At 63.6% G+C, this 21,508-nt stretch carries 22 protein-coding genes; 11 read left to right on the plus strand and 11 right to left on the minus strand.

All coding sequences use genetic code 11. The features are described 5' to 3' along the window. Positions 1-79: 79 nt before the first annotated feature. Positions 80-790 (minus strand): hypothetical protein, encoded by a 711-nt coding sequence (locus tag JANGC3_RS0120880; RefSeq protein WP_026133281.1) that lies wholly within the window; start codon positions 788-790, stop codon positions 80-82. A gap of 251 nt (positions 791-1,041) precedes the next feature. Between JANGC3_RS0120880 and JANGC3_RS32920 the strand changes: the two genes are divergently transcribed. Genes JANGC3_RS32920 through JANGC3_RS0120895 form a run of 3 tightly spaced genes read left to right on the plus strand, consistent with a single transcriptional unit; the run spans position 1,042 to position 3,093 of the window. Further along, the gene (locus tag JANGC3_RS32920; protein WP_157406791.1) at positions 1,042-1,368 is read left to right on the plus strand and encodes a hypothetical protein; all 327 of its coding nucleotides are present in this window, start codon (positions 1,042-1,044) and stop codon (positions 1,366-1,368) included. Continuing rightward, entirely contained in the window at positions 1,352-2,431 is a 1,080-nt protein-coding gene (locus tag JANGC3_RS0120890; protein WP_017878442.1) for an AAA family ATPase, read from the plus strand. The genes JANGC3_RS32920 and JANGC3_RS0120890 overlap by 17 nt, the downstream gene beginning before the upstream one ends. Beyond that, complete coding sequence (locus JANGC3_RS0120895; RefSeq protein ID WP_017878443.1) at positions 2,431-3,093, plus strand: DUF4276 family protein; 663 nt, start codon at positions 2,431-2,433, stop codon at positions 3,091-3,093. The genes JANGC3_RS0120890 and JANGC3_RS0120895 overlap by 1 nt, the downstream gene beginning before the upstream one ends. Before the next feature lie 72 nt (positions 3,094-3,165). Here the strand turns inward: JANGC3_RS0120895 and JANGC3_RS0120900 are convergent, their stop codons facing one another. From JANGC3_RS0120900 to dnaA, 4 genes are all read right to left on the minus strand, one after another. Beyond that, positions 3,166-3,570 (minus strand): VOC family protein, encoded by a 405-nt coding sequence (locus tag JANGC3_RS0120900; RefSeq protein ID WP_026133282.1) that lies wholly within the window; start codon positions 3,568-3,570, stop codon positions 3,166-3,168. A gap of 287 nt (positions 3,571-3,857) precedes the next feature. Beyond that, entirely contained in the window at positions 3,858-6,368 is a 2,511-nt protein-coding gene (gene gyrB, locus JANGC3_RS0120905; RefSeq protein WP_017878445.1) for a DNA topoisomerase (ATP-hydrolyzing) subunit B, read from the minus strand. An 82-nt stretch (positions 6,369-6,450) separates the two neighbouring features. Beyond that, positions 6,451-7,557 (minus strand): DNA polymerase III subunit beta, encoded by a 1,107-nt coding sequence (gene dnaN / locus JANGC3_RS0120910; RefSeq protein WP_026133283.1) that lies wholly within the window; start codon positions 7,555-7,557, stop codon positions 6,451-6,453. 169 nt (positions 7,558-7,726) lie between these two features. Further along, positions 7,727-9,130 carry a chromosomal replication initiator protein DnaA gene (gene dnaA, locus JANGC3_RS29760; protein ID WP_017878447.1) on the minus strand — a complete coding sequence of 468 codons (1,404 nt, stop codon included), beginning with the start codon at positions 9,128-9,130 and terminating at the stop codon, positions 7,727-7,729. 487 nt (positions 9,131-9,617) lie between these two features. Here dnaA and rpmH point away from each other — a divergent pair, with 487 nt between their 5' ends. The 7 genes from rpmH (at position 9,618) to JANGC3_RS0120950 (ending at position 15,386) form a co-directional block, all read left to right on the plus strand. Then, entirely contained in the window at positions 9,618-9,752 is a 135-nt protein-coding gene (gene rpmH, locus JANGC3_RS31825; protein WP_010401996.1) for a 50S ribosomal protein L34, read from the plus strand. A 23-nt stretch (positions 9,753-9,775) separates the two neighbouring features. Beyond that, entirely contained in the window at positions 9,776-10,186 is a 411-nt protein-coding gene (gene rnpA / locus JANGC3_RS0120925; protein WP_081611933.1) for a ribonuclease P protein component, read from the plus strand. Next, positions 10,183-10,443, plus strand: coding sequence for a membrane protein insertion efficiency factor YidD (gene yidD / locus JANGC3_RS0120930; protein WP_017878449.1), 261 nt, complete (start codon positions 10,183-10,185; stop codon positions 10,441-10,443). Before rnpA ends, yidD begins: the two co-directional genes overlap by 4 nt. 12 nt (positions 10,444-10,455) lie before the next feature. After that, positions 10,456-12,162 carry a membrane protein insertase YidC gene (gene yidC / locus JANGC3_RS0120935; RefSeq protein WP_017878450.1) on the plus strand — a complete coding sequence of 569 codons (1,707 nt, stop codon included), beginning with the start codon at positions 10,456-10,458 and terminating at the stop codon, positions 12,160-12,162. A gap of 163 nt (positions 12,163-12,325) precedes the next feature. Beyond that, a complete protein-coding gene (gene mnmE, locus JANGC3_RS0120940) occupies positions 12,326-13,705 on the plus strand; it encodes a tRNA uridine-5-carboxymethylaminomethyl(34) synthesis GTPase MnmE (protein ID WP_017878451.1) in 1,380 nt (459 codons plus the stop codon). Positions 13,706-13,847: 142 nt separating this feature from the next. Beyond that, positions 13,848-14,987, plus strand: coding sequence for a glycerophosphodiester phosphodiesterase (locus tag JANGC3_RS0120945; protein WP_017878452.1), 1,140 nt, complete (start codon positions 13,848-13,850; stop codon positions 14,985-14,987). 189 nt (positions 14,988-15,176) lie between these two features. Further along, a complete protein-coding gene (locus JANGC3_RS0120950) occupies positions 15,177-15,386 on the plus strand; it encodes a hypothetical protein (RefSeq protein ID WP_017878453.1) in 210 nt (69 codons plus the stop codon). 20 nt (positions 15,387-15,406) lie between these two features. Here JANGC3_RS0120950 and JANGC3_RS0120955 read toward each other — a convergent pair whose 3' ends face one another. Then, positions 15,407-16,039 carry an Hpt domain-containing protein gene (locus JANGC3_RS0120955; protein ID WP_017878454.1) on the minus strand — a complete coding sequence of 211 codons (633 nt, stop codon included), beginning with the start codon at positions 16,037-16,039 and terminating at the stop codon, positions 15,407-15,409. Positions 16,040-16,164: 125 nt separating this feature from the next. Then, positions 16,165-17,112 (minus strand): CAP domain-containing protein, encoded by a 948-nt coding sequence (locus JANGC3_RS0120960; protein WP_026133284.1) that lies wholly within the window; start codon positions 17,110-17,112, stop codon positions 16,165-16,167. 231 nt (positions 17,113-17,343) lie between these two features. On the opposite strand from JANGC3_RS0120960, the gene pssA reads away from it, so the two are divergent. Beyond that, the gene (pssA, locus tag JANGC3_RS0120965; protein ID WP_232429745.1) at positions 17,344-18,135 is read left to right on the plus strand and encodes a CDP-diacylglycerol--serine O-phosphatidyltransferase; all 792 of its coding nucleotides are present in this window, start codon (positions 17,344-17,346) and stop codon (positions 18,133-18,135) included. Positions 18,136-18,218: 83 nt separating this feature from the next. Here the strand turns inward: pssA and JANGC3_RS0120970 are convergent, their stop codons facing one another. From JANGC3_RS0120970 to JANGC3_RS0120985, 4 genes are all read right to left on the minus strand, one after another. After that, positions 18,219-19,145, minus strand: a complete 927-nt coding sequence (locus JANGC3_RS0120970) for an aldo/keto reductase (RefSeq protein WP_017878457.1) — start codon at positions 19,143-19,145, stop codon at positions 18,219-18,221. A gap of 131 nt (positions 19,146-19,276) precedes the next feature. Then, a complete protein-coding gene (locus JANGC3_RS0120975) occupies positions 19,277-20,422 on the minus strand; it encodes a D-alanyl-D-alanine carboxypeptidase family protein (RefSeq protein WP_026133285.1) in 1,146 nt (381 codons plus the stop codon). Between the two features lie 95 nt (positions 20,423-20,517). Then, on the minus strand, positions 20,518-21,159 hold the full coding sequence (locus tag JANGC3_RS0120980) for an alpha/beta hydrolase (protein WP_017878459.1): 642 nt from the start codon (positions 21,157-21,159) through the stop codon (positions 20,518-20,520). 28 nt (positions 21,160-21,187) lie between these two features. After that, complete coding sequence (locus JANGC3_RS0120985; protein ID WP_017878460.1) at positions 21,188-21,505, minus strand: (2Fe-2S) ferredoxin domain-containing protein; 318 nt, start codon at positions 21,503-21,505, stop codon at positions 21,188-21,190. Positions 21,506-21,508 lie beyond the last annotated feature (3 nt).

Here is a 21,508-nt window from a genome sequence, read left to right on the forward strand (position 1 = left end):
ATTCTACCCCAGCGGCCGCGCGCGCAGAGGCGCGCTGGATGTGCCGGTCCCGGTGTCGATAGCACCCGGCTGCGCGGCCTTATTCGCCCAGCAACGCCAACGACTCCAGCCACGCGTCCTGCCATTCGCGTAGCAGCGGCTGCGTGGCGAAAGCCTTTTTCAGGTGCGACATCGGCACCCGGTGCACGTCGTGCAGACCGAACGCCAGCGTCACCGGGTTCCACAGGTGGCTGTTCTTGCCGGCGCGCGAGTTTTTCCTGACGCGGGCGCCGTCGTCGCCAAAGATCCCTTGTCCGCCGGCCAGGGCCTTGTCGAGGTCCATTTTGACGATGCCGCCAAAAACGCAAAGCACCTGCTCCTTGCCGATGCCGTTTTTGCTCTCCATGGGCAGCGCCACCGGTGCCGGTTCGGCGGGTTTCGGGTGCAACAACTCGTCCGCCAGTTTCGCCACGTCGCGCTGGAAAAACCGCAAGGCGTGCAGCGGCATGCGCAAGCCCGGCGGTTCCAGTTGGATGGCGAGCCGGTCGGAGTCGCGCGTGAAGCGGATCAGCACGTCGTCGCTGCCGGCCGCCAGTCGTTGCGTGTCCTCGATAAAGACGACGGGCGCCGCGTAGGCGGTGATGCCTTCGGCAAACAAGTTGGCGTATTCGTCCGAGTATTCGAGCCAGACGTAGGGCGTCAGCCCGTTTTCCAACAGACGGGCCAGGTTCCACGGCGTGCCCGTTTGCCCGCTCAGCCATAAGCAAGTTTCATCGCAGGTGGCACGGTTGGGTAACGCTGGTGAGGTCATGTGGGCTTTCATTGGAGGTTGTGATACGGTTTGCTGGCGTTCTAGAACGGGTTTTTTACGGTCATCATGCCCTCAATGACTTGGCCATCCCTGAAGGGCCTCGGAATAGGACGTCGCGCATTTGGATTCGAGCGCGGCGGCCAGCATCCTGGCATCACCCAGGTTTTTTTTCGCAAAAGGGAGGAGTTCTATTTCAACTTGGGGCTTAAGTTAAAATAAGGCCCTGGCTAATTTTAACTTAACAGACGCTCATGGAACGCGGAACGACGGGCCTCTACACTTCAACCAGCGCCGGCGGTGTGGCCTGCCAAGCTTTTGTGCCGATGGCCTTACCACCATTCCCGGTCTTGGATTTCAACGGCAAACTGCAAAGCCGGCTCAACGACGCGTTGATAGCGTTCGGCCGGCTCGACGCGGTCAGCATGCTCCTGCCCGATGCGCAACTGTTCTTGTATAGCTACGTGCGCTTGGCGGCGCAGCGAGCGCGGCGCCGAAGCCAGCGCGCGGTCAAAAGACAACTGGGATATGATGATTGCACTCCCCGCCAAGGAAAAACGAGCCATGAATCCGATTCGTAAGATCACCATTCGCGGCTACAAGTCCATCCGTGCGCTGGAAAAACTCCGGCTCGACAACCTGAACGTATTGGTCGGCGCGAACGGCGCGGGCAAGAGCAATTTCATCAGCTTCTTCCGCTTGCTTGCCCGTCTGATGGCGGGCGAGCTGAATTATTACGTCGCCAAGAGCGGTGGCCCGGACGCTTTTCTGTACCACGGCCGCAAGCGCACGCCGCGGATGGAGGCGGAGATGTACTTCGGCAATAACGGTTACAAGCTTGCGCTTGAACCCACTCTTGGCAACGGCTTTATTTTTGCCAAGGAACAATTTTACTGGGCTTACACCGACGCCGATTTTCCGCTCGGGTCCGGGCACGTCGAAACCCAATCAGGGAATGAACGCCATCCCAGGGTGGCATCCTATGTCGTTGCTTCGGTGAAGAGTTGGATCGTCTATCATTTTCACGATACCAGCGACAGCGCGCCGATGAAGCAGAGCGGCGCCTTGAACGACAACGCCTTGTTGCGGCCGGATGGCGCGAATCTCGCGGCCTATCTATATCGCCTCCAGCAGCAGTTCCCGGAACACTACACACGCATCGCCGACACGGTGCGTCTGGTGGCGCCGTTCTTTGCCGATTTCCAGTTGCGTCCCAATCCGCTCGACCTCACCTCGATACAGATGGAATGGCGCGAGAAGGGTAGCGACTTTCCTTTTCTCGGCCATCAATTGTCGGACGGGACACTGCGATTCATTTGCCTCGCTACCGTCTTATTGCAACCGGACGAATTGATGCCTGCCACGATACTATTCGACGAACCTGAGCTTGGCTTGCACCCGTATGCCATCGAATTGCTGGCGTCGTTGATGCGGCAGGCCGCCGACAAGCACCAGTTGATTGTGTCGACCCAGTCGGTGGAATTGCTCAACCAATTCGACGCCGAGCAGGTGATCGTCGTCGACCGCGTCGACGAGCAATCCACATTCCAGCGGCTTGAAGCTGGCAAGCTCAAGGACTGGTTGGACGAATACTCCTTGGGGGAGTTGTGGAAGCGCAACGTCTTTGGAGGGAGGCCCCGCTAATGGCCGGCAACCACACGCGCGTCAACATTTTGGTTGAAGGGCAAACCGAAGAAACCTTCGTCCGCGAATTGTTGGCGCCGCATCTGACGGACTTTCAGGTCTATCTGACGCCACGCATCATCGAGACCAGCAAGGGGCACAAGGGCGGCCTGGTGAGCTACGGCAAGATCGAGCGCCAGGTCAGGCTTTGGTGCAAGCAAGACTCCGCGGCCAAGGTCACGACGCTCTTTGACGTGTATGGCCTGCCGTCCGACTTTCCAGGCTTCGCCAACTGGGACGCGAACCAGCCGCCGTTGCCCCAGGTGGCGGCGCTGGAGGTCAACCTTGCCGCCGGTGTCGCTCAGCCAAATTTGATCCCCTACCTGCAACTGCACGAGTACGAAGCGCTGCTGTTCAGCGATTTGACGGCATTTGAATACGCCGATGTGCCGCAGGCGACAATCAATGCGTGGCGGGCGGAATTGGCGCAATGCGCCGGCCCTGAATACATGAACAATTCGCCCTTCACTGCGCCGTCAAAACGTATTATTGCGCGTTGGCCATCTTACAAATCTGCAAAACCACATTTTGGCGTGTTGCTTGCTTTGGAGATTGGATTGACGACCATTCGGCAAAAATGTTTGCGATTTGACCAGTGGGTGAGTACGCTCGAGGGTTTGTAAGCTAGAATCCGGAAAAAAGCCAACTTGGATCAGTTGGCTTTTTTACTATCCGCGACGCGCTTTTTTGCATTTTCAAGCCAAACTCAGCTCTGCCTCGTGGCAGACAGCGCACAGTTTATTACCCTCCGGGTCCTTGAAATACGCGCCATAGAAGTGTTCGTGGTAGTCAGGTCTGAGGCCAGGCGCGCCCTCTGACGACCCGCCATGCTGTAACGCCAGCTGATACGCCTGGTCCACTGCCGCGCGGGTAGGCGCCAAGAATGCAATCATCTGTCCGTTACCGGGATCATGTGCCATCTGGTCATGCGGTGCGCCAATCAGGAACAAAGGGCGGGGATCTGGATGCGACTGCCAACCGGCCCACGGACGTTCTCGATCACAGAAACGCAGCGAGTTACCGAGGACCTCCATTAATGCCGTGTAGAACGAAAGTGCACGGTCGAAGTTATTGACGCCGATAAAAGTGTGTGAGTACACGGTACGTTCCTCAAGTTGTGGGAGCAATAGCGCATTTTACGCAAACACTTCGCGTTGACGATTGACGCGAGCTTCACGTGAGCAAGGGTATGCTTGCCACCCCGCCAGCGATGCGAAACCGGGAAATGGCGTGAGGGCGTAGTACGGCACGCCGGCGGCTTTTGCGACACATCAGGCAGGGCTGCTACCAATGCGATGCAAAATGCCTTACGTGGAATCCACGCAAGGCATTATTTTAAGAACTGATCTTTGATGCGACCGGCGGTTTCGACCCGGCCGCCGACACCTTACACGTCGATATTGCCGGCGCGCAGGGCGTTGTTTTCAATGAAGGCGCGGCGCGGTTCGACGTCGTCGCCCATCAAGGTCGTGAAGATCTGGTCGGCGGCGATGGCGTCCTCGATCTGCACCTTCAACAGGCGGCGCACGGTCGGGTCCATCGTGGTTTCCCACAACTGCTCCGGATTCATCTCGCCCAGCCCTTTGTAGCGCTGTTTCGAGACGGTGCGCTCGGCTTCGTTGCGCAACCACTGCATGGCGTGGTGGAAGTCGACGACGGCGGTTTCCTTCATGCGCTCGCCTTCGCCGCGGCGGATGAAGGCGCCTTCGCCGATCAAGCCCTGGAAGGTGGCGGCGGCGTTGGCCAGCACGGAGTAGTCCGAACCCTGGGCGAAGTCGGCGTCGATCGCGGTGACTTTGATGTTGCCGTGATGCATACGCTCGATGCGCAGCATGTGCTTTTCCGACAGTTCGTCCGAGCGCACGTATACTTTCACGGCGCTGTCGTTGATGGTCGCTTGCAGCGCGGCGGCCGAGGTTTGCGCGTTTTCCATCGTGTCCAGCTGCAGCGTGACGCCGGTCATGATGGCCGTCAGCGCGGCGCGGTCGATGACGCGCGTCAGGCGCATCATGATGGCGTTGGCCAGGTTGAACTGGCGCACCAGCTCGGCCAGCGCCTCGCCGGAGATGCCTTCGGCGCCGTCGCGGGGGATCAGCACGGCGCTGTTCAGCGCCACCGTCATCATGTAGGTCGCCTCCTCGGCGTCGTCCTTCAGATAGCGCTCGTCGCGGCCGGCCTTGACCTTGTACAGCGGCGGCTGGGCGATGTAAATATGGCCGCGCTCGACCAGTTGCGGCATCTGGCGGTAGAACAGCGTCAGCAGCAGGGTGCGGATGTGGGCGCCGTCGACGTCCGCGTCGGTCATGATGATGATGCGGTGGTAGCGCAGCTTTTCGACGTTGAATTCGTCCGGTCCGATCGAGGTGCCGAGCGTGGCGATCAACGTGGTGATCTGCTCCGACGACAGCATCTTCTCGAAGCGCGCCTTCTCGACGTTCAAGACCTTACCGCGCAGCGGCAGGATGGCCTGGAACTTGCGGTCGCGCCCTTGCTTGGCCGAGCCGCCCGCCGAGTCACCCTCGACGATGTACAGTTCGCACAGGGCCGGGTCTTTTTCCTGGCAGTCGGCCAGCTTGGCCGACAGGCCCAGGCCGTCCATGATGCCTTTGCGGCGGGTCAGGTCGCGCGCCTTGCGGGCCGCTTCGCGGGCGCGCGCCGCCTCGACGATTTTGCCGCAGATGATCTTGGCGTCGTTGGGTTTTTCCTGCAGGTAGTCCGACAGCGTCTTGGCGACGATCTCCTCGACCGGGCCGCGCACTTCCGACGACACCAGCTTGTCCTTGGTCTGCGACGAGAACTTCGGCTCCGGCACCTTCACCGACAGCACGCAGGTCAGGCCTTCGCGCATGTCGTCGCCGTTGATCTCGACTTTCGCCTTCTTGGCGAATTCGTGCTCGTCGATGTACTTGTTGATGACCCGCGTCATCGCCGCGCGCAGGCCGGTCAGGTGGGTGCCGCCGTCGCGCTGCGGGATGTTGTTGGTGAAGCACAGCACCTGCTCGTTGTAGGCGTCGTTCCACTGCATCGAGACGTCGACCGAGATGTTGGTGCCCTGGTCCGACATGCGCTCGCCGGTGGCCTGGAAAATGGTCGGGTGCAAGACCGTTTTGGCCTTGTTGATGTACTCGACGAAGCCGCGCGTGCCGCCCTCGAAGGCGAAGATCTCTTCCTTGCCGGAACGCTGGTCGGTCAGCTTGATCTTGACGCCGTTGTTGAGGAAGGACAGTTCGCGGATGCGCTTGGCCAGGATTTCATAGTGGAATTCGACGTGCGTGAAAATCTGCTCGTCGGCCCAGAAGTGGACGTCGGTGCCGCGCTTGTCGGTTTCGCCGATGACCTTGATCGGCGAGGTGGCGATGTCGCCGACCATGACGATGTCGCGGTTCTGCGGCACGCCGCGGACGAATTCCATGTAGTGCACTTTGCCGTCGCGGCGGATGGTCAGTTTCAGCAGTTTCGACAGGCCGTTGACGCACGACACGCCGACGCCGTGCAAGCCGCCCGAGACCTTGTACGAGTTCTGGTCGAACTTGCCGCCGGCGTGCAGCTCGGTCATGACGATTTCCGCCGCGCTGCGTTTCGGGTCGTGCTTGTCGTCCATCTTCAAGCCGGTCGGCACGCCGCGGCCGTTGTCGGTGATCGAGATCGAGTTGTCCGAGTGGATCGTGACGTGGATGTCGGTGCAATGCCCGGCCAGCGATTCGTCGATCGAGTTGTCCAGCACCTCGAACACCAGGTGGTGCAGGCCGGTGCCGTCCGAGGTGTCGCCGATGTACATGCCGGGGCGCTTGCGCACCGCTTCCAGACCTTCCAGGATCTGGATGGAGGCGGCGCCGTATTCTTCCGCTGGCGCTGGCGCTGCGGTTGGGATCGGGTTCTCTTGTGGGCTCTCGGACATGGACTGCTTTCTCAAATAACTGATTGATTCGGGAATTGCTCACGCCGGGGCCGGCGGGTGGCCGGCCCCGGCGTCTTGTGGCTTAAATCCGCATCGGCATGACAACGTACTTGAAGTCGGCGTTGTCGGGGATGGAGATCAGCGCGGACGAATTCGAGTCGCCCAGCGCGATGTTGACCTGCTCGCACTTCAGGTTGTTGAGCACGTCGAGCAGGTAGGTGACGTTGAAGCCGATGTCGACGGCGTCCCCGCCGTAGTCGATTTCCATTTCCTCGACGGCTTCCTCCTGGTCGGCGTTGGTCGAGCTGATTTTCATGCTGCCCGGGCTGATGATGCAGCGCACGCCCTTGAACTTGTCGCTGGTCATGATGGCGGCGCGTTGCAGCGAACGCAGCAGCTCGTCGCGGCCGATCGTGAAGTCGTTCTTGTAACCCTTCGGGATGACCCGGGTGTAGTCGGGGAACTTGCCCTCGACCAGCTTGGAGATCAGTTCGATGTCGGCGAACGTCAGCTTGACCTGGTTCGCGGCGATGTCGAGCTGGACCGGCTCGTCGTTCTCTTCGAGCAGGCGCTGCAGCTCGATGATGGTCTTGCGCGGAATGATCACTTCCTGGCGTTCGAAGGTTTGCTCGGTCTCGACCTGGCAGAAGGCCAGGCGGTGGCCGTCGGTGGCCACGGCGATGACGTTCTTGCCGTCCAGGACCAGCAGCAGGCCGTTCAGGTAGTAGCGGATGTCTTGCTGCGCCATCGAGAAATGCACCATGTTGAACAGGTGCTTGAGCGTCTTTTGCGGCAGCGTGACGCTGGCGTTGTAGGTCTCGGCCTGTTGCACGGTCGGGAACTCCTCGGCCGCCAGCGTCTGCAGCGCGAAGCGCGACTTGCCGGTTTGCACCGTCAGGCGCTTGTTCAGCAGGGTCATCGTGACGTCGCCCGATTCCGGCAGCGCGCGCAGGATGTCGAGCAGCTTGCGCGCGGCCACGGTGGTGCCGGCGACGTCGGCGCCGGAGCCGATCTGGGCGTGCGTGGTGATCTGCACTTCGGTGTCGGTCGACAGGAAGGAGACGCCCTCGCCGTCCTTGCGGATGAGGATATTGGCCAGAATCGGCATAGTGTGCCGACGCTCGACAATACCGCTCACGATCTGCAGTGGCCGGAGAAGGGTATCTCGGGTGGTTTTGACCAATTGCATAGTAATCCTCGAATAGATGGTTTTAACGGTACTTCATTCACAACGCTGCGTCCGGGAGGTGCGCCGCCAGGGCCGCGCAACTTTGCCAAATAATAAAGGCAAACCCGTTTTCCGGCCAGTCCCGCTGGCTCCTTCCGCGGCGGTAAGCCGCTGGCGTAAGCCGACCTACTTAGCCCTTCAGCGTCTGCTCCAGCACGTGCAGTTCGTGGTTGCACTCCGGGTTCTTGGTGCGGTCCAGGGCGATCTTGCGCACCGCGTGCAAGACCGTGGTGTGGTCGCGCCCGCCGAACAGCTCGCCGATTTCCGGCAGGCTCTTCTGCGTCAATTCCTTGGCCAGGTACATCGCGATCTGCCGCGGCCGGGCGATATTGGCCGGGCGCCGCTTCGAATACATGTCGGCGACCTTGATGTTGAAGAAGTCGGCCACGGTCTTCTGGATGTTCTCCACCGAGATCTGGCGGTTCTGCACCGACAGCAAGTCCTTCAGCGCCTCCTTGACGATGTCGATCGTGATGTCCTTGCCGTGGAAGCGCGAGTACGCCAGGATCTTGCGCAGCGCGCCCTCGAGTTCGCGCACGTTCGAGCGCAGGTGCTTGGCGACGAAGAAGGCGACGTCGTCGGAGAAGGTGACGCCTTCCTGCTTGGCTTTCTTGAGCAAAATGGCGACGCGCATTTCCAGCTCCGGCGGCTCGATCGCCACCGTCAGGCCGGAGTCGAAGCGCGAGATCAGGCGGTCGTCCATGCCGGTGATCTCTTTCGGATAGGTGTCGCTGGTGATGATGATCTGCTTTTTCGCCGCGATCAGCGCCTCGAAGGCGTAGAAAAACTCTTCCTGGGTGCGGCTTTTGCCGCCGAAGAACTGGATATCATCGATCAGCAGCATGTCCAGCGAATGGTAGTAGTGCTTGAAGTCGTCGAAGCCCTTGCGCTGGTAGGCGGTGACGACGTCGCGCACGTACTGCTCGGCGTGGATGTAGCGGATCTTCGCGCCCGGCTGGTCGGCCATCACCTGGTTGCCGATGGCGTGGATCAAATGGGTCTTACCCAGGCCGACGCCGCCGTAGAAAAACAGCGGGTTGTACGACACGCCCGGGTTGTTGGCGACCTGGATCGCGGCGGCGCGCGCCAGCTGGTTGGCCTTGCCGGTGACGAAGCTGTCGAAGGTCAGGTCGGTGTTGATGCGGCTTTGTTCGCGCCGCGGCGAGTTGCCGATGTTGAACAGCTCGGGCACGCTGGGCACCGCGTCGGCGGCGCGGTTGGCCGGCGCGGCGCCGCCGTTCGGGTCGCTGGCGGGGCTGGCGCTCGGCGCCGCCGGCTTTTTCGGCAGGGCCAGGCGCGGGTCGAGCACGAACTGGACCTCGGTCGGACCTTCGTAGTACTGCACCGCGAGCGCGCTGATGCGGCTGGCGAACTGGGTCTTGACCCAGTCCAGCTTGAAACGATTGGGCGCGGCAATGCGCAACTTTCCGTCCTCGTAGTCGAGGGCGATGAGCGGTTTGATCCACGCGCTGAATTGTTGCGGTGTCAGCTCCAGTTCCAATTGCGCGGAACAGGTCTGCCAGAAATTGTCCATGAATGTCTATGTGAAAAGGTGTGGGAGGGCGTATCGATACTGCCCTGTGCGAACCGCGTGCAGTGTTGCCACAACTGCAAGGATCGCGCGAGGGCTCGCCACACGTAACGCGCTATTCTACTCTCGCCGGCGAAAGTTATCCACAGGCACGCTTGATTTTTGCGCGCCGCCGCGCCGCGCCGGGGCCGCCGGCACGGGCGTAGCGGCGTCGCGCGCGGGCCGCGCCACGGCCGCCGCGGCGCGCCGATTTCACCGGCGTCGACGGTGATGCTTGACAACAGGGGGGCATATGCTGAATAATTCAGGGTTCCCCGCCCGTATTCCGTGTTTATTCACTTGAACGACAATATGGAGTAAGCGTGGATTAAGCGGGCGATGAGACTGGCCAGCTTGTGCCTTGGCATAAGTGCGCGATTGTCATTGGCACCAAAAACTGACGGGACGTCAGACCCGATTTTGCATTTTTTTTGTTTTTAGCGAGACCAACATGAAACGTACTTACCAACCTTCCGTCGTCCGCCGCAAGCGTACGCACGGCTTCCGCGCTCGTATGGCCACCCGTGGCGGCCGTGATGTGCTCAATGCACGTCGTGCAAAAGGCCGCAAACGTCTGGCCGTATAGGCCAGTCTTTGCCAGCTGATCGCGTGACTAGCTGCACTAACACAGTCGGCAATTCAGGCGAAGGTTCCCACGACTTCGCACGCGTTCGGCGCATCGTTAAAACGGATGAATTTTCATCCGTTTTTCGTTTGCGTCCGGCGCAAAAAACCGCGCACTTCGTGCTGTACACCCGCCAGAACGACTTGCCGCATGCGCGGCTGGGCGTCGTGGTGGCGAAGCGTTTCGCGCCGCGCGCGGCGACCCGCAACACGATCAAGCGCGTCACGCGCGAGTTGTTCCGCGTCTCGAACCTGGCGCCGCTCGACTGCGTGGTGCGCCTGTCGAAGGCGGTCAACAGCAAGGCCGGTCCGGCCACGACGGCCCAGCTGAAGGCGGAGCTGCGCGTCGAACTGACTCGTCTGTTCGCCTCGCAACAGGCCCGGAAAGCCCCATGAAAAGCGTGCTGCTGCTCTTGCTGCGCGCCTACAAACTGGCGATCAGCCCGATGCTCGGGCAGAATTGCCGTTTTTACCCGAGTTGTTCCAGTTACGCGCTGGAGGCGATCGGCCTGCACGGCGCCGCCAAGGGCAGCTGGCTGGCGGCCAAACGCCTCGGCCGTTGCCATCCCTGGCACGAGGGCGGCTTCGACCCCGTCCCGCCGGCCGACGGCGGCACATCTTCAACGACCGCTTGCGGTTGCAACCACTCCTGACAAAATACCCTAATGGATATCAATAAACGTACCATCCTGTGGATCGTGTTTTCCGTGTCGCTGTTCTTCCTTTGGGATCAGTGGATGGTCTCGAACAAGCACCCGTCGTTCTTCGCCCCGGCGGCGCAGCAGGCCGCGAAGGCGCCCGGCGCCACGTCCGACCTGCCCGCCGCGGTAGGCGCGGCCACCGGCGCCGCGGCGCTGCCGGGCGCGCTCGCGCCGGCGGCCGCCGTCAAGGGTGAGCGCATCAGCGTCACCACCGACGTCGTCAAGGCCGACATCGACACCCTCGGCGGCCAGCTGGTGCGCCTGGAACTGTTGCAGTTCAAGGATGGTATCGACCAGAAGAAAAACCAGGTCCTGTTCGACGTCAACGCCGGCGCCGGCAAAACCTACTTGGCGCAAACCGGCCTGGTGGGCGCCACCGCCGGCAGCTTTCCGACCCACCAGACGGTGTTCGCGGCCCAGCCCGGCGCGCGCGCGCTGGACGGCGGCAACCAGGTCCAGCTCGTGCTGGAAGCGGTCGAAGGCGGCGTCAAGCTGACCAAGACCTTCACGTTCAAGCGCGGCGACTACGTCATCGACGTGCGCCACGACGTCAGCAACGTCGGCGCCGCGCCGGTCAAGCCGGAGCTGTACATGCAGCTGGTGCACGACGGCCACAAGCCGGCCGGCGACTCCTACTTCAACAGCAGCTACACCGGCCCGACGCTGTACACCGCCGCCGACAAGTACAAGAAGCTGACGTTCGAGAAGATCGAGAAGGAAGACGCCGAGCAGCTGGCCAAGCCGGACCGCAAGGTCGTGCCGGACCATCCGACCCACGCCGACAACGGCTGGGTGGCGATTTCGCAGCACTTCTTCGTCTCGGCCCTGGTGCCGCAGGATAAGGTCGCGCGCGACATCTTCACCAAGAAGGTCGGCAACAACACCTACGCAGTCGGCGTCGTCATGCCGCTCGGTACGCTGGCGCCCGGCGCCACCATCACCAACAGCGCCAAGCTGTACTCCGGCCCGCAGCAAGCCAAGTTGCTCGAGCCGGTCGCCGAAGGCCTGGACCTGGTGAAGGACTACGGCATGCTGACGATAATCGCCAAGCCGATCTTCTGGGTCATGGAACAGATCCACAAAGTGCTGGGCAACTGGGGCTGGACCATCATCGCCTTCACGGTCCTGATCAAATTGCTGTTCTTCCCGCTGTCGGCCGCCGGCTACCGCAGCATGGCCAAGATGAAGGTCGTCACGCCGAAGATGCAGGCCATCCGCGAGCGCCACAAGGGCGACCCGGCCAAGATGAACCAGGCCACGATGGAGCTGTACAAGACCGAGAAGATCAATCCGCTGGGCGGCTGCCTGCCGATCCTGGTGCAAATGCCGGTGTTCCTGGCGCTGTACTGGGTCTTGCAGGCGTCGGTTGAAATCCGCGGCGCGCCGTGGATAGGCTGGATCACCAACCTGGCCGACCCCGACCCTTGGTTCATCCTGCCGGTGCTGTACGCGATCTCGATGTATATCACCACCAAGCTGAACCCGGCCCCGGCCGATCCGATGCAGGCCAAGATGATGTTGTTCATGCCGCTGGCGTTCTCGGTCATGTTCTTCTTCTTCCCGTCCGGCCTGGTGCTGTACTGGGTCGTCAACAACGTCCTGTCGATCGGCCAGCAATGGGTGATCACCAAGAAGTACGCGCCGTCGACGCCGATCTCGCTGCTCAAATAAAACCGGCTTGCCCGGTTCGCAAAAAAGCCCGCCCAGCGCGGGCTTTTTTCATGTCGGGGACAGACCACGATTTCCGAGAAAGTATTTCCCGGAAATCGTGGTCTGTCCCCGGTTCGCCGCTGTTTTACGCCCGCCCGGCGCCCCGATAAATTACAATCACACCATGAAACTCGACTCTTCCCCCATCGCCGCCATCGCCACCGCCCCCGGCCGCGGCGGCATCGGCGTGGTACGCGCCTCCGGCAAAAACCTGGCGGCGCTGCAGGCCGCGCTGTTCGGCGCGGCCACCTTGCAGCCGCGCCACGCGACCTATCTGCCGTTCACCGACGCCGCCGGCGCCCTCATCGACCAGGGCATCGCCATCCATTTCAAGGGCCCGCACTCGTACACCGGCGAGGACGTGCTGGAGTTGCAGGGCCATGGCGGCCCGGTGGTGCTGCAAATGCTGCTGGCGCGCGTGCTCGAAGCCGGCCGCGAGATCGGCCTGCGCCTGGCCGAGCCGGGCGAATTCACCCGCCGCGCCTTCCTCAACGACAAGCTCGACCTGGCCCAGGCCGAGGCCGTGGCCGACCTGATCGACGCCTCCACCGAGGCGGCGGCGAAGTCGGCCTCGCAGTCGCTCTCGGGCGCGTTCTCGAAAACCATCCACGCGCTGGTCGAGCAGGTCACCGGCCTGCGCATGCTGGTCGAGGCCACGCTCGACTTCCCCGAGGAGGAAATCGACTTCCTGGAGAAGTCGGACGCGCGCGGCCGGCTTGACGGCGTCATCGGGGCGCTGCGCAAGGTGTTCCAGCAGGCGGCCCAGGGCGCCTTGCTGCGCGAAGGCTTGAACGTGGTGCTGGTGGGCCAGCCCAACGTCGGCAAGTCCTCGCTGCTGAACGCGCTGGCCGGGGCCGACGTCGCCATCGTCACGCCGATCGCCGGCACCACCCGCGACAAGGTCAGCGAAACCATCCAGATCGAGGGCATTCCGCTCAATATTATCGACACCGCCGGCATCCGCGCCATCAACGACGACGTCGACCTGGTCGAGCGCATCGGTATCGAACGCACCTGGGGCGAGGTCGGCAAGGCCGACGTGATCCTGCACCTGCTCGACGCCGACCACGGCCCGACCCGCGCCGACGAGGGCATCGTCGCGGCCTTCCCGGACGGCGTGCCGGTGCTGCGGATCTGGAACAAGATCGACCTGTCGGGCCACAAGCCGGCGGTCGACCCGATGGACGACGCCACCCACGTCTACCTGTCGGCGCACGAGCATATCGGCATCGACCTGCTGCGCGCCGAACTGCTGCGCATCGCCGGCTGGCAGCAGACCGGCGAGTCGCTGTACCTGGCGCGCGAACGCCACTTGATCGCGCTGAAGTCGGCCGGCAAGCACCTCGACTTGGCGGCGGCGCACGCGGCCCAGAGCGACCAGTCGCTCGACCTGTTCGCCGAGGAGCTGCGGCTGGCGCAGGTGCAGCTGTCGAGCATCACCGGCGCGTTCTCGTCGGACGATTTGCTGGGCGTCATCTTCAGCCGCTTCTGCATCGGCAAATAGCGGCGCTACCCGGGCGTGTGGGCGCGGGGCGGATGGCGCGCTCGCGGCGGTCACGCCGCGGTCATGTAAAGTTGATACAATTGTTTCACTTTTAACGTGACACTGGATACCCATCGTGACTCGCACCCTGCACCGCCCGACCATGTCCCTGCTCTGCGCCGCCAGCGTGGCGGTTTTCCTGTCCGCGTGCGGCGGCAACGACGCCGACGACCTGCTGAACCCGGGCTCCGCCTGGCCGCCGCAGCCGACCGTGACCGGCCACCGCGGCGCCTCGGCGCTGCGTCCGGAGCACACGCTGGCCTCCTACCAGAAGGCCATCGACGACGGCGCCGACATCATCGAGCCGGACCTGGTCAGCACCAAGGACGGCGTGCTCGTGGCGCGCCATGAAAACGAGATCGGCGGCACCACCGACGTCGCCGGTATTCTCAAGTTCGCCACCCGGAAAGCCACCAAGACCATCGACGGCATACCGGTCACCGGCTGGTTCACCGAAGACTTCACGCTGGCCGAATTGAAAACCTTGCGCGCCAAGGAGCGCATTCCGGCGAACCGCCCGGCCAACACCGCCTACGACGGCCAGTTCGAGATCCCGACGCTGCAAGAGGTGCTGGACCTGGTCAAGAAGGAGACCCTCGCCAAGGGGCGCACCATCGGCATTTATCCGGAAACCAAGCATCCGAGCTACTTCAAGGAGATTGGCCTGCCGCTGGAAAAGCGCCTGGTCGACCAATTGGTGGCCGGCGGCTACCGCGGCAAGGACGCCGCCGTGTACCTGCAGTCGTTCGAAGTGGCCAACCTGAAGGAATTGCGTTCGCTGACCAAGATGCGCATCGTCCAGTTGATCGACAATCCGAAGAATCCGCCGGCGCCGAACGGGGCGCCGCGCAACGCGCCCTACGATTTCGTGGTCGCCAAAAACGGCCGCACCTACGCCGACATGGTGACGCCGGTCGGACTCAAGGAGATCGCCGTCTACGCCGACGTCGTGTCGCCGTACAAGGAGGTCATCATTCCGCGCACCGCCGCCAATGAGCTGGGGGCGGCCACCAGCTTCGTCGCCGACGCCCACGCGGCCGGCCTGAAGGTGCATACCTGGACCTTGCGTCCGGAAAATCCTTTCCTGCCGGTGAGCATGCGCGCCCCCGTTGTCACGTCGTTGAGCCAGCGCGGCGACTCGGCGGCCGAAATCACCGCCTATTTGAAGGCCGGCATCGACGGCTTCTTTACCGACGACCCCGCGGTTGGCCGCGCCGCCGTCACCGCGTTTACCAAGAAGTAAGGGCGGCTTTTGTGGGGTGGCGGATCTCTGGACCCAACTCCGCCGCGCCGGCCGTAACGCATGAGTTTTCCGTATTCTGACACTCTCCGGGCGAGCTGCCGCGCGCGCTTGAGAATTCTCATGCCTCTAAAATTCCGCTGACGTAACCTTGCTATCAGGCTTGATGCGCGGCGAGGAAAGGGGGCAATCTTGGAAACGAAACCGGTCGCGGCGTCCGACGCCGACACCGACGCCGCCGGCGCGCCGTCGCCAGCGCCCGCGTCGCCGGCGCGCGCGCGCCAGGCTTTGCCGCCCAAGGGCGCGTGCTGGTACTGCGAAAAGCCGCTCGACAGCGTGCGCCGCTTTTGCGGCAGGGGTTGCGCCGACTCTTTCGACGAAGAGTCCGCGTACAGCGGTTGATCCGCTCGCTTACCGGGCGCTTATTGACGGCGCCGCGTCAGCGCGTGCCAGGCGCCGTCGAAGTCGAACTCATGGGCCGCCGCCGCCACTTCCTGGTAGACGCTCAAACCCAGGCTGGCCGCCAGCACGCTGGCCGAACTCTCCAGCACGTCGATGGCGCCGCCGTCGCCTTCCCGCAACAGCGCTGCCAGGCGCGCCAGCAGGGCCAGCGTGGCCGGCGCGTCCGGGTCGGGTACCGTGACGGGCGGCGCCACATGCTGTTGCGTGGCGTCCGGCAAGGCCGCGCTGATGGCGTGGAGTAGTTCGGCCAAAGCCAGCTCGAGCTGGCCGAGCGCTTGCTCGAGCGCGTTGGACTGGGCCCGCAGCGCCGCCTCCAGCGCGCCGGCCAGGTGGTACACGGCGCCGGCGCCTATCATGCCGGCGGCGCCCTTGAGCGTGTGCGCCTTCAGCTGGGCCGGGGCGTACAGGCCGGCCTCGAGCGCGTGGCGGATCTGGTGCGGCGTGCTGTGGTGGTCGTGCTGGAAGCGCCGCAATAGTTTGAAGTAGAGGACGCGGTCGCCCATGATGCGGTCGAGCCCGTCCTCGGTGTCGAGGACGGGCGGCGCCGGCGCGGCGCCGGTTGCGGTGGTCGGTGGAGTCGTTGGTTTCATCATGCCTGCTCTGCGGACGGGATGACTGAAGCTGTAACGATAGCAGAGTTAGCCAGGAAGTCCACGCAAAAACGGCGGCGGGCCGAAGGAAACGGCCGCCGCCGGGAAGCGCGCGGGTGCCGCCCTTTTTAACGGGTGGTAAAGGACCAGTTTTGGGTGACTTGGGCGCCGCCCACCGTGCCGGAGAAGCTGACGTCGTAGACGGTTTTTGCGCTCAACCTGGACATCGGAACGATAGCCGCCGCCGAGACTGGCGTGTAATCGCTGTCCGGCGCGATGTATTTTACTTCCAGCTTGGCGCCGCCGCGCGGGTTCAGCGTAAACGAGCTGACGACGATCGGCGTGTTGTAGTCGGCGTGGACGCTGATCGGATAGCCCACTTCATTTTTGTCGGGAATAGGATCGGGCGCTTCTGTGTCGCTAAGAAAGAACGTCTGGACATTGATCTGGCCCGCAAACGGATAGGAGGCGATTTTCCCCGTCCCCACGCCAGGCCCTATGCCGCCGCGGGCGCCAAAGTTCGTGGTGAAATAGGTCAGGCCGGAGCTAGTCATGCGGGCGCCGGCGCCGGCTTCCTTCAGCGCCGGCTCGAAGACGGCGAAGCGGTGGTAAATTGCCGTGACCAATTCCTCCGCCAACACCTCGCCCGCCGGTGTGCTCGCCGCCGCGATGACTTCGGAGGCGAAATAGCCTTGTTGCGGCACGTCGTAAGAGGCGGCCGTCAGGCGCGCCTTCAAGTCGACGCCGGTAAAGCCCGGATTGCCTGACGTTTGGTTATGTAAGCTGGCGTCCGGTTTGGCGGTGTTGAGGCGCATGTAGTTCGAATGTCCCTGCGTGACGCCGTCCAGCGCGGTGCTGCGCGTCAGTTGACTCAGGCCCATTTGCTTGCGGCGAAAATTAAACCAGTTGTAGCCGTCGGTCGCCGTGTCGCCAGTCAAGACGGGCGCGCCCGCTTCCACCACCACGACCGGGGTGGTTGGCGTGACCGCGCCGCCACCGCCGCCGCCACATCCGGCCAACAGTCCGGTCGCCAGCAGCGCTGAGATTGAGATAGACAAACGTTGCAAAGGTGCCATGGGAAAGTACTCCTGTCGCGGAAGGATGGGTCTGGTGCGCGCCCCGTATGACGGTTCGGCTGGATAAGAGCTTGATTTTAATCGATTTCTCGATCTGAAGGAATCCACCAGGCAACTTTTTCTTGTATCCCAGCCGTGCGGCGGCCGCCGCCCCGCGGAGTAGAATACGGGATTGATTCGAAGGCGCGCTCAGCCGCGCGCCTTTCCACCGCCTCTTTGATTGCCGACAATTTGAACTCTTCCAGCAAGACGCGCCTGCAGCGCGCCAAGTACGCCCTGCCCAGTTTGGTCACCCTGTTGTCGATCGCCTGCGGCTTTGCCAGCATCGTCATCTCGGTCGACAACGCCGCCGTCGGCAGCCCGGCCGATTACCGCCTGGCCGCCGCGCTGCTGGTGCTGGCCGGGGTGTTCGACGCGCTCGACGGCTACGTCGCCCGCGCCACCGGCACCAGTTCGCAGTTCGGCATGCAGCTCGACTCGATCGCCGACGTGATGAACTTCGGCTGTGCCCCGGCGGTGCTGCTGTATTGCTACGGCTTCGTCTCGATGGGCGGGCACGACCCGCAGTTGCTGCGCCTGGGCGGCATGGCCAGCTTTTTCTTCGTCGCCTGCGGCGCGATGCGGCTGGCGCGCTTCAACGTCAACGTCGGGCGCACCGACCCGCGCTACTTCGTCGGCATACCGATCACCGCCGGCGCCGCCTGCGTGGCGGCCGTGGTGGTGGCCTGGCCTGCGCCGCTGAGCACGGCGGCGCAGGGGTATTGGCTGGTGCTGCTGCTGTTCGGCGTGGGCAGCCTGATGGTGTCGACGCTGCGCTTTCCCAGCTCGAAGCAAAAGAAAAGCCTGGTCGCGCTGCTGGTCCTGCTGCTCAACGTCGGCTTGCTGGTCTGGCTGACGACCAGCTTCTTCGTCTGGTTCTTCGCCGCCTACATTACGCTGACCGTGGCGCTGAACCTGGCCTGGTATCTGGGTTGGCGCGGCATCGCGCCGCCCGAGGTGTATCCCGACGACGAGGCGATTTGAGTGGCGGCCGGCGGCCGCGTGACGCTGCGGACGCCGTGTAAGCCAACGGCGTAAGCGCGGGTGGTCATAGTCCTTGCGGCGCCTCAGGCCACGTCGTGGCCGCGCGCCGCGCGCAGGATGGCGAACCAGTCGCCGCGGCCGAGCGTGAATTGGGTCGCCTCGACGGCCACCGCGACCGCCTCGACGCGGCCGGTGCCGGTCAGCGGCAGCGGCCGGCACGGCAGTTGCATGATCCATGCGAAGACCACGCTGGCGAACGGGCGCTGCAGGCGGTCGGCGATCTCCTTGATCACCGCGCGCAGGCGCTCGCCGTTGGCGTCGCCGGCCTGGAACAGGCGTCCGCCGGCCAGCGGCGACCAGATCATCGGCGCCACGCCCAGGTCCTGCAAGCCGTCGAAGGTCTCGTCGAACAGCGGCGCCAGGTGCAGCGGCGAGCATTCGACCTGGTTGGTGGCCAGCGCGAAGCGCCGGTGCAGGCTCTCGAACTGGTGCCGGCTGAAGTTGGAGACGCCGAAATGCAGCACCTTGCCGTCCCGGCGCAGCTGCGTGAACGCTTGCGCGATCTCGTCGAAATCCATCAGCGGGTCGGGCCGGTGGATCAGCAGCAGGTCGAGGCGGTCGGTGCGCAACTGGCGCAGCGAGTTCTCGGCCGAGGCGACGATGTGGGCGGCGCCGGTGTCGTAGTGCGGCAGCGCGTGCTCCGGGCGGTGCGCCGAGACCAGCTTGACGCCGCACTTGCTGACCAGCTGCATGCGCTCGCGCAGCGCCGGCTGCAAGGCCAGCGCCTCGCCGAACAGGGTTTCGGCGCCGTAGTCGCCATAGATGTCGGCGTGGTCGAAGCTGGTCACGCCCAGTTCGAGGCACTGCTCGACGAAAACGAGGCGCTGCTGCGCCGTCATGCCCCAGGCGCCCAGGCGCCACATGCCGGCGACCACGCGCGAAAGCTCGGGGCCGTTGGCGCTGCTGCGGCTGCGCGGGCAGCACAGGTCGGCGGGAAAGGCGTGCGTCATGGCGGACTTTCGGGTTGGCGTTTGGTCCGATTATAAGACGAAGCCCGCACGCGGCGGGCTTCTCTATCGTAGGTCGGATGAGCGGCACGCGTCATCCGACCTACGAAAAGCGCGTTAAGCGGCCATGCGGCTTATTTCAGCCACAGGCGCATCGAGTCCCAGGCGCGGCCGAAGATGCTGGCCTGCGGCACCGTTTCCAGCGCCACCACCGGCAGTTCCAGCAACGCCTTGCCGTCGACCATCATTTTTAGCGAGCCGACGCGGCTGTTCTGCGCCAGCGGCGCGACCAGCGGGTCCTTGCGCTCGAGCAGCGGCTTCATCTTGGCGGCGACGCCCTTCGGCACCGTCACCAGCACGTCGCCGGCGAAGCCGATCTTGACGGTGTTTTGCGAACCCTTCCACACTTCCGGCGTGGCGATGGCCTGGCCCTTCGAGTACAGCTTGACGGTGTCGAAGTTCTGGAAGCCCCAGTTCAGCAGCTTCTGGCTTTCCTGGGTGCGCGCCTGGTCCGAGGAGGTGCCCAGCACCACCGAGATCAGGCGGCGCTCGCCGGCGCCGCCGGGACGGCGCGCCGAGGCGATCATGCAGTAGCCGGCCGCTTCGGTGTGGCCGGTTTTCATGCCGTCGACGGTCGGGTCCAGCCACAGCAGGCGGTTGCGGTTCGGCTGGGTGATCTTGTTGTAGGTGAAGCTTTTCACCGAGTCGATCTTGTAGAACTCCGGGTAGTCGGCGATGACGCGCTTGGCCAGCACCGACAGGTCTTGCGCGGTCGAGTAGTTGTCGGCGCTCGGCAAGCCGTGCGGGTTGCCGAAGCGGGTCGATTTCATGCCCATGCGCGCCGCTTCGCGGTTCATCAGCGTGACGAAGGTGCCCTCGTCGCCGGCGACGGCCTCGGCCAGCGCGACGGCGGCGTCGTTGCCCGACTGGATCATCAAGCCGTGCAGCAGGTCGTCGATCGAGACCGGGGTGGCCGGGTCGATGAACATTTTCGAGCTGCTGGCGTCGACCTTCCAGGCCCGCGTCGAGACGTTGACCATCTGCTTGATGTCGAGCTTTTTCTCGCGCAGCGCGGCGAACGTCAGGTAGGCCGTCATGATTTTGGTCAGGGAGGCCGGTTCGACGCGCGCGTCCGGGTCCTGCGCGGCGATGATCTGGCCGCTGGTGGCGTCGACCAGGATCCAGGACTTCGCCGCGATGGTCGGCGCCGGCACGCTTTGCGCGAATGCGGCGGACAGGAACAATACACTGGAGGCCAGTGCCGCTAAGAGTTTTTTCATGGGGCTTGTATCGAAAAGTAAAGGGTGCCTAAGGCCATGCTGCTGCGGGGCAAGCTTGTGCATGGCCGATGGAAAAGAGCGACAATTATAGAGCCTTACGGCATGTCCGCGCCGCCCCTTTGCCACAGTTGCAGCACCAGCGACTTAATGTGCTGTAGTTTGCGGTGGAAAAAGTGGTCGGCGCCGGGAATGACGATCACCGCAATGTCTTGCGGCCGGGCCCATTCGAAGACGTCCCGCAGCGGGATGGTCTCGTCGAGTTCGCCGTGGATCAGGATGCTGTCGGGGGGAATCGCCGGCATCGCCCATTTGCCGGCGGCGCTGCCGATCAGCACCAGGCGCTCGGCCGGCGTGCCGGCGGCGTCCAGCCGCTGTTGCAGCTGCGCCTGGACGAAGGTGCCGAAGGAAAAACCGGCCAGCGCCACCGGCAGGCCCGGATGCTGCGCCTGCATATGCGCCAGCAACAGCGCCATGTCGTCGGTTTCGCCGTGGCCGTGGTCGTGCACGCCCTCGGAGGCGCCGACGCCGCGGAAGTTGATGCGCGCGGCGACGTAGCCGAGCGCGACGAAGGTGCGCGCCAGCGTCTGCGCCACCTTGTTGTCCATGGTGCCGCCGTACAGCGGGTGCGGGTGCGCCACCAGGGCGATGCCGCGCGGCGCGCCGGCCGGGTGGTCGAGCAAGCCCTCGATGTTGCCGGCGTGGCCGGCGAGGGTGAATTTTTCTGAGTTTTTATTCATGTTGTATAGTCGGTGGGCACGGGGGAGGTCAGATCTTCAGGCGTTCGACGACGTTGCCGCCGACCAGGTGGCTGTCGACGATTTCGTCGATGTCGCTGGTGTCGACGAAGGTGTACCAGGTGCCTTCCGGGTAGACCACCATGACCGGGCCCTCCTCGCAGCGGTCCAGGCAGCCGGCCTGGTTGATGCGCACCTTGCCGGCGCCGTTGATGTTGAGTTCCTTGCAGCGCTTCTTGGCGTGCTTCTGGGCCGCCTCGGCGCCGTGGTCGCCGCAGCTGTTGCGGCCGTCGTCGCGTTTGTTCAGGCAAAAGAAAACGTGGCGTTCGAAATAGGGTGTGTCGCTCATGGG

The organism is Janthinobacterium sp. CG3, assembly GCF_000344615.1.
Lineage (GTDB): Bacteria > Pseudomonadota > Gammaproteobacteria > Burkholderiales > Burkholderiaceae_D > Janthinobacterium.

Excerpts from the sequence above, each read along its gene's own strand:
- yidC (WP_017878450.1), top strand. The coding sequence starts at position 10,456 with ATGGATATCAATAAACGTACCATCCTGTGGATCGTGTTTTCCGTGTCG.
- JANGC3_RS0120945 (WP_017878452.1), top strand. The coding sequence starts at position 13,848 with ATGTCCCTGCTCTGCGCCGCCAGCGTGGCGGTTTTCCTGTCCGCGTGC.
- JANGC3_RS0120985 (WP_017878460.1), bottom strand. The coding sequence starts at position 21,505 with ATGAGCGACACACCCTATTTCGAACGCCACGTTTTCTTTTGCCTGAAC.
- JANGC3_RS0120970 (WP_017878457.1), bottom strand. The coding sequence starts at position 19,145 with ATGACGCACGCCTTTCCCGCCGACCTGTGCTGCCCGCGCAGCCGCAGC.
- JANGC3_RS0120955 (WP_017878454.1), bottom strand. The coding sequence starts at position 16,039 with ATGATGAAACCAACGACTCCACCGACCACCGCAACCGGCGCCGCGCCG.
- JANGC3_RS0120880 (WP_026133281.1), bottom strand. The coding sequence starts at position 790 with ATGACCTCACCAGCGTTACCCAACCGTGCCACCTGCGATGAAACTTGC.
- yidD (WP_017878449.1), top strand. The coding sequence starts at position 10,183 with ATGAAAAGCGTGCTGCTGCTCTTGCTGCGCGCCTACAAACTGGCGATC.
- JANGC3_RS0120980 (WP_017878459.1), bottom strand. The coding sequence starts at position 21,159 with ATGAATAAAAACTCAGAAAAATTCACCCTCGCCGGCCACGCCGGCAAC.
- dnaN (WP_026133283.1), bottom strand. The coding sequence starts at position 7,557 with ATGCAATTGGTCAAAACCACCCGAGATACCCTTCTCCGGCCACTGCAG.
- JANGC3_RS0120960 (WP_026133284.1), bottom strand. The coding sequence starts at position 17,112 with ATGGCACCTTTGCAACGTTTGTCTATCTCAATCTCAGCGCTGCTGGCG.
- dnaA (WP_017878447.1), bottom strand. The coding sequence starts at position 9,130 with ATGGACAATTTCTGGCAGACCTGTTCCGCGCAATTGGAACTGGAGCTG.
- rpmH (WP_010401996.1), top strand. The coding sequence starts at position 9,618 with ATGAAACGTACTTACCAACCTTCCGTCGTCCGCCGCAAGCGTACGCAC.
- JANGC3_RS0120895 (WP_017878443.1), top strand. The coding sequence starts at position 2,431 with ATGGCCGGCAACCACACGCGCGTCAACATTTTGGTTGAAGGGCAAACC.
- JANGC3_RS0120890 (WP_017878442.1), top strand. The coding sequence starts at position 1,352 with ATGAATCCGATTCGTAAGATCACCATTCGCGGCTACAAGTCCATCCGT.
- mnmE (WP_017878451.1), top strand. The coding sequence starts at position 12,326 with ATGAAACTCGACTCTTCCCCCATCGCCGCCATCGCCACCGCCCCCGGC.
- gyrB (WP_017878445.1), bottom strand. The coding sequence starts at position 6,368 with ATGTCCGAGAGCCCACAAGAGAACCCGATCCCAACCGCAGCGCCAGCG.
- JANGC3_RS0120975 (WP_026133285.1), bottom strand. The coding sequence starts at position 20,422 with ATGAAAAAACTCTTAGCGGCACTGGCCTCCAGTGTATTGTTCCTGTCC.
- JANGC3_RS32920 (WP_157406791.1), top strand. The coding sequence starts at position 1,042 with ATGGAACGCGGAACGACGGGCCTCTACACTTCAACCAGCGCCGGCGGT.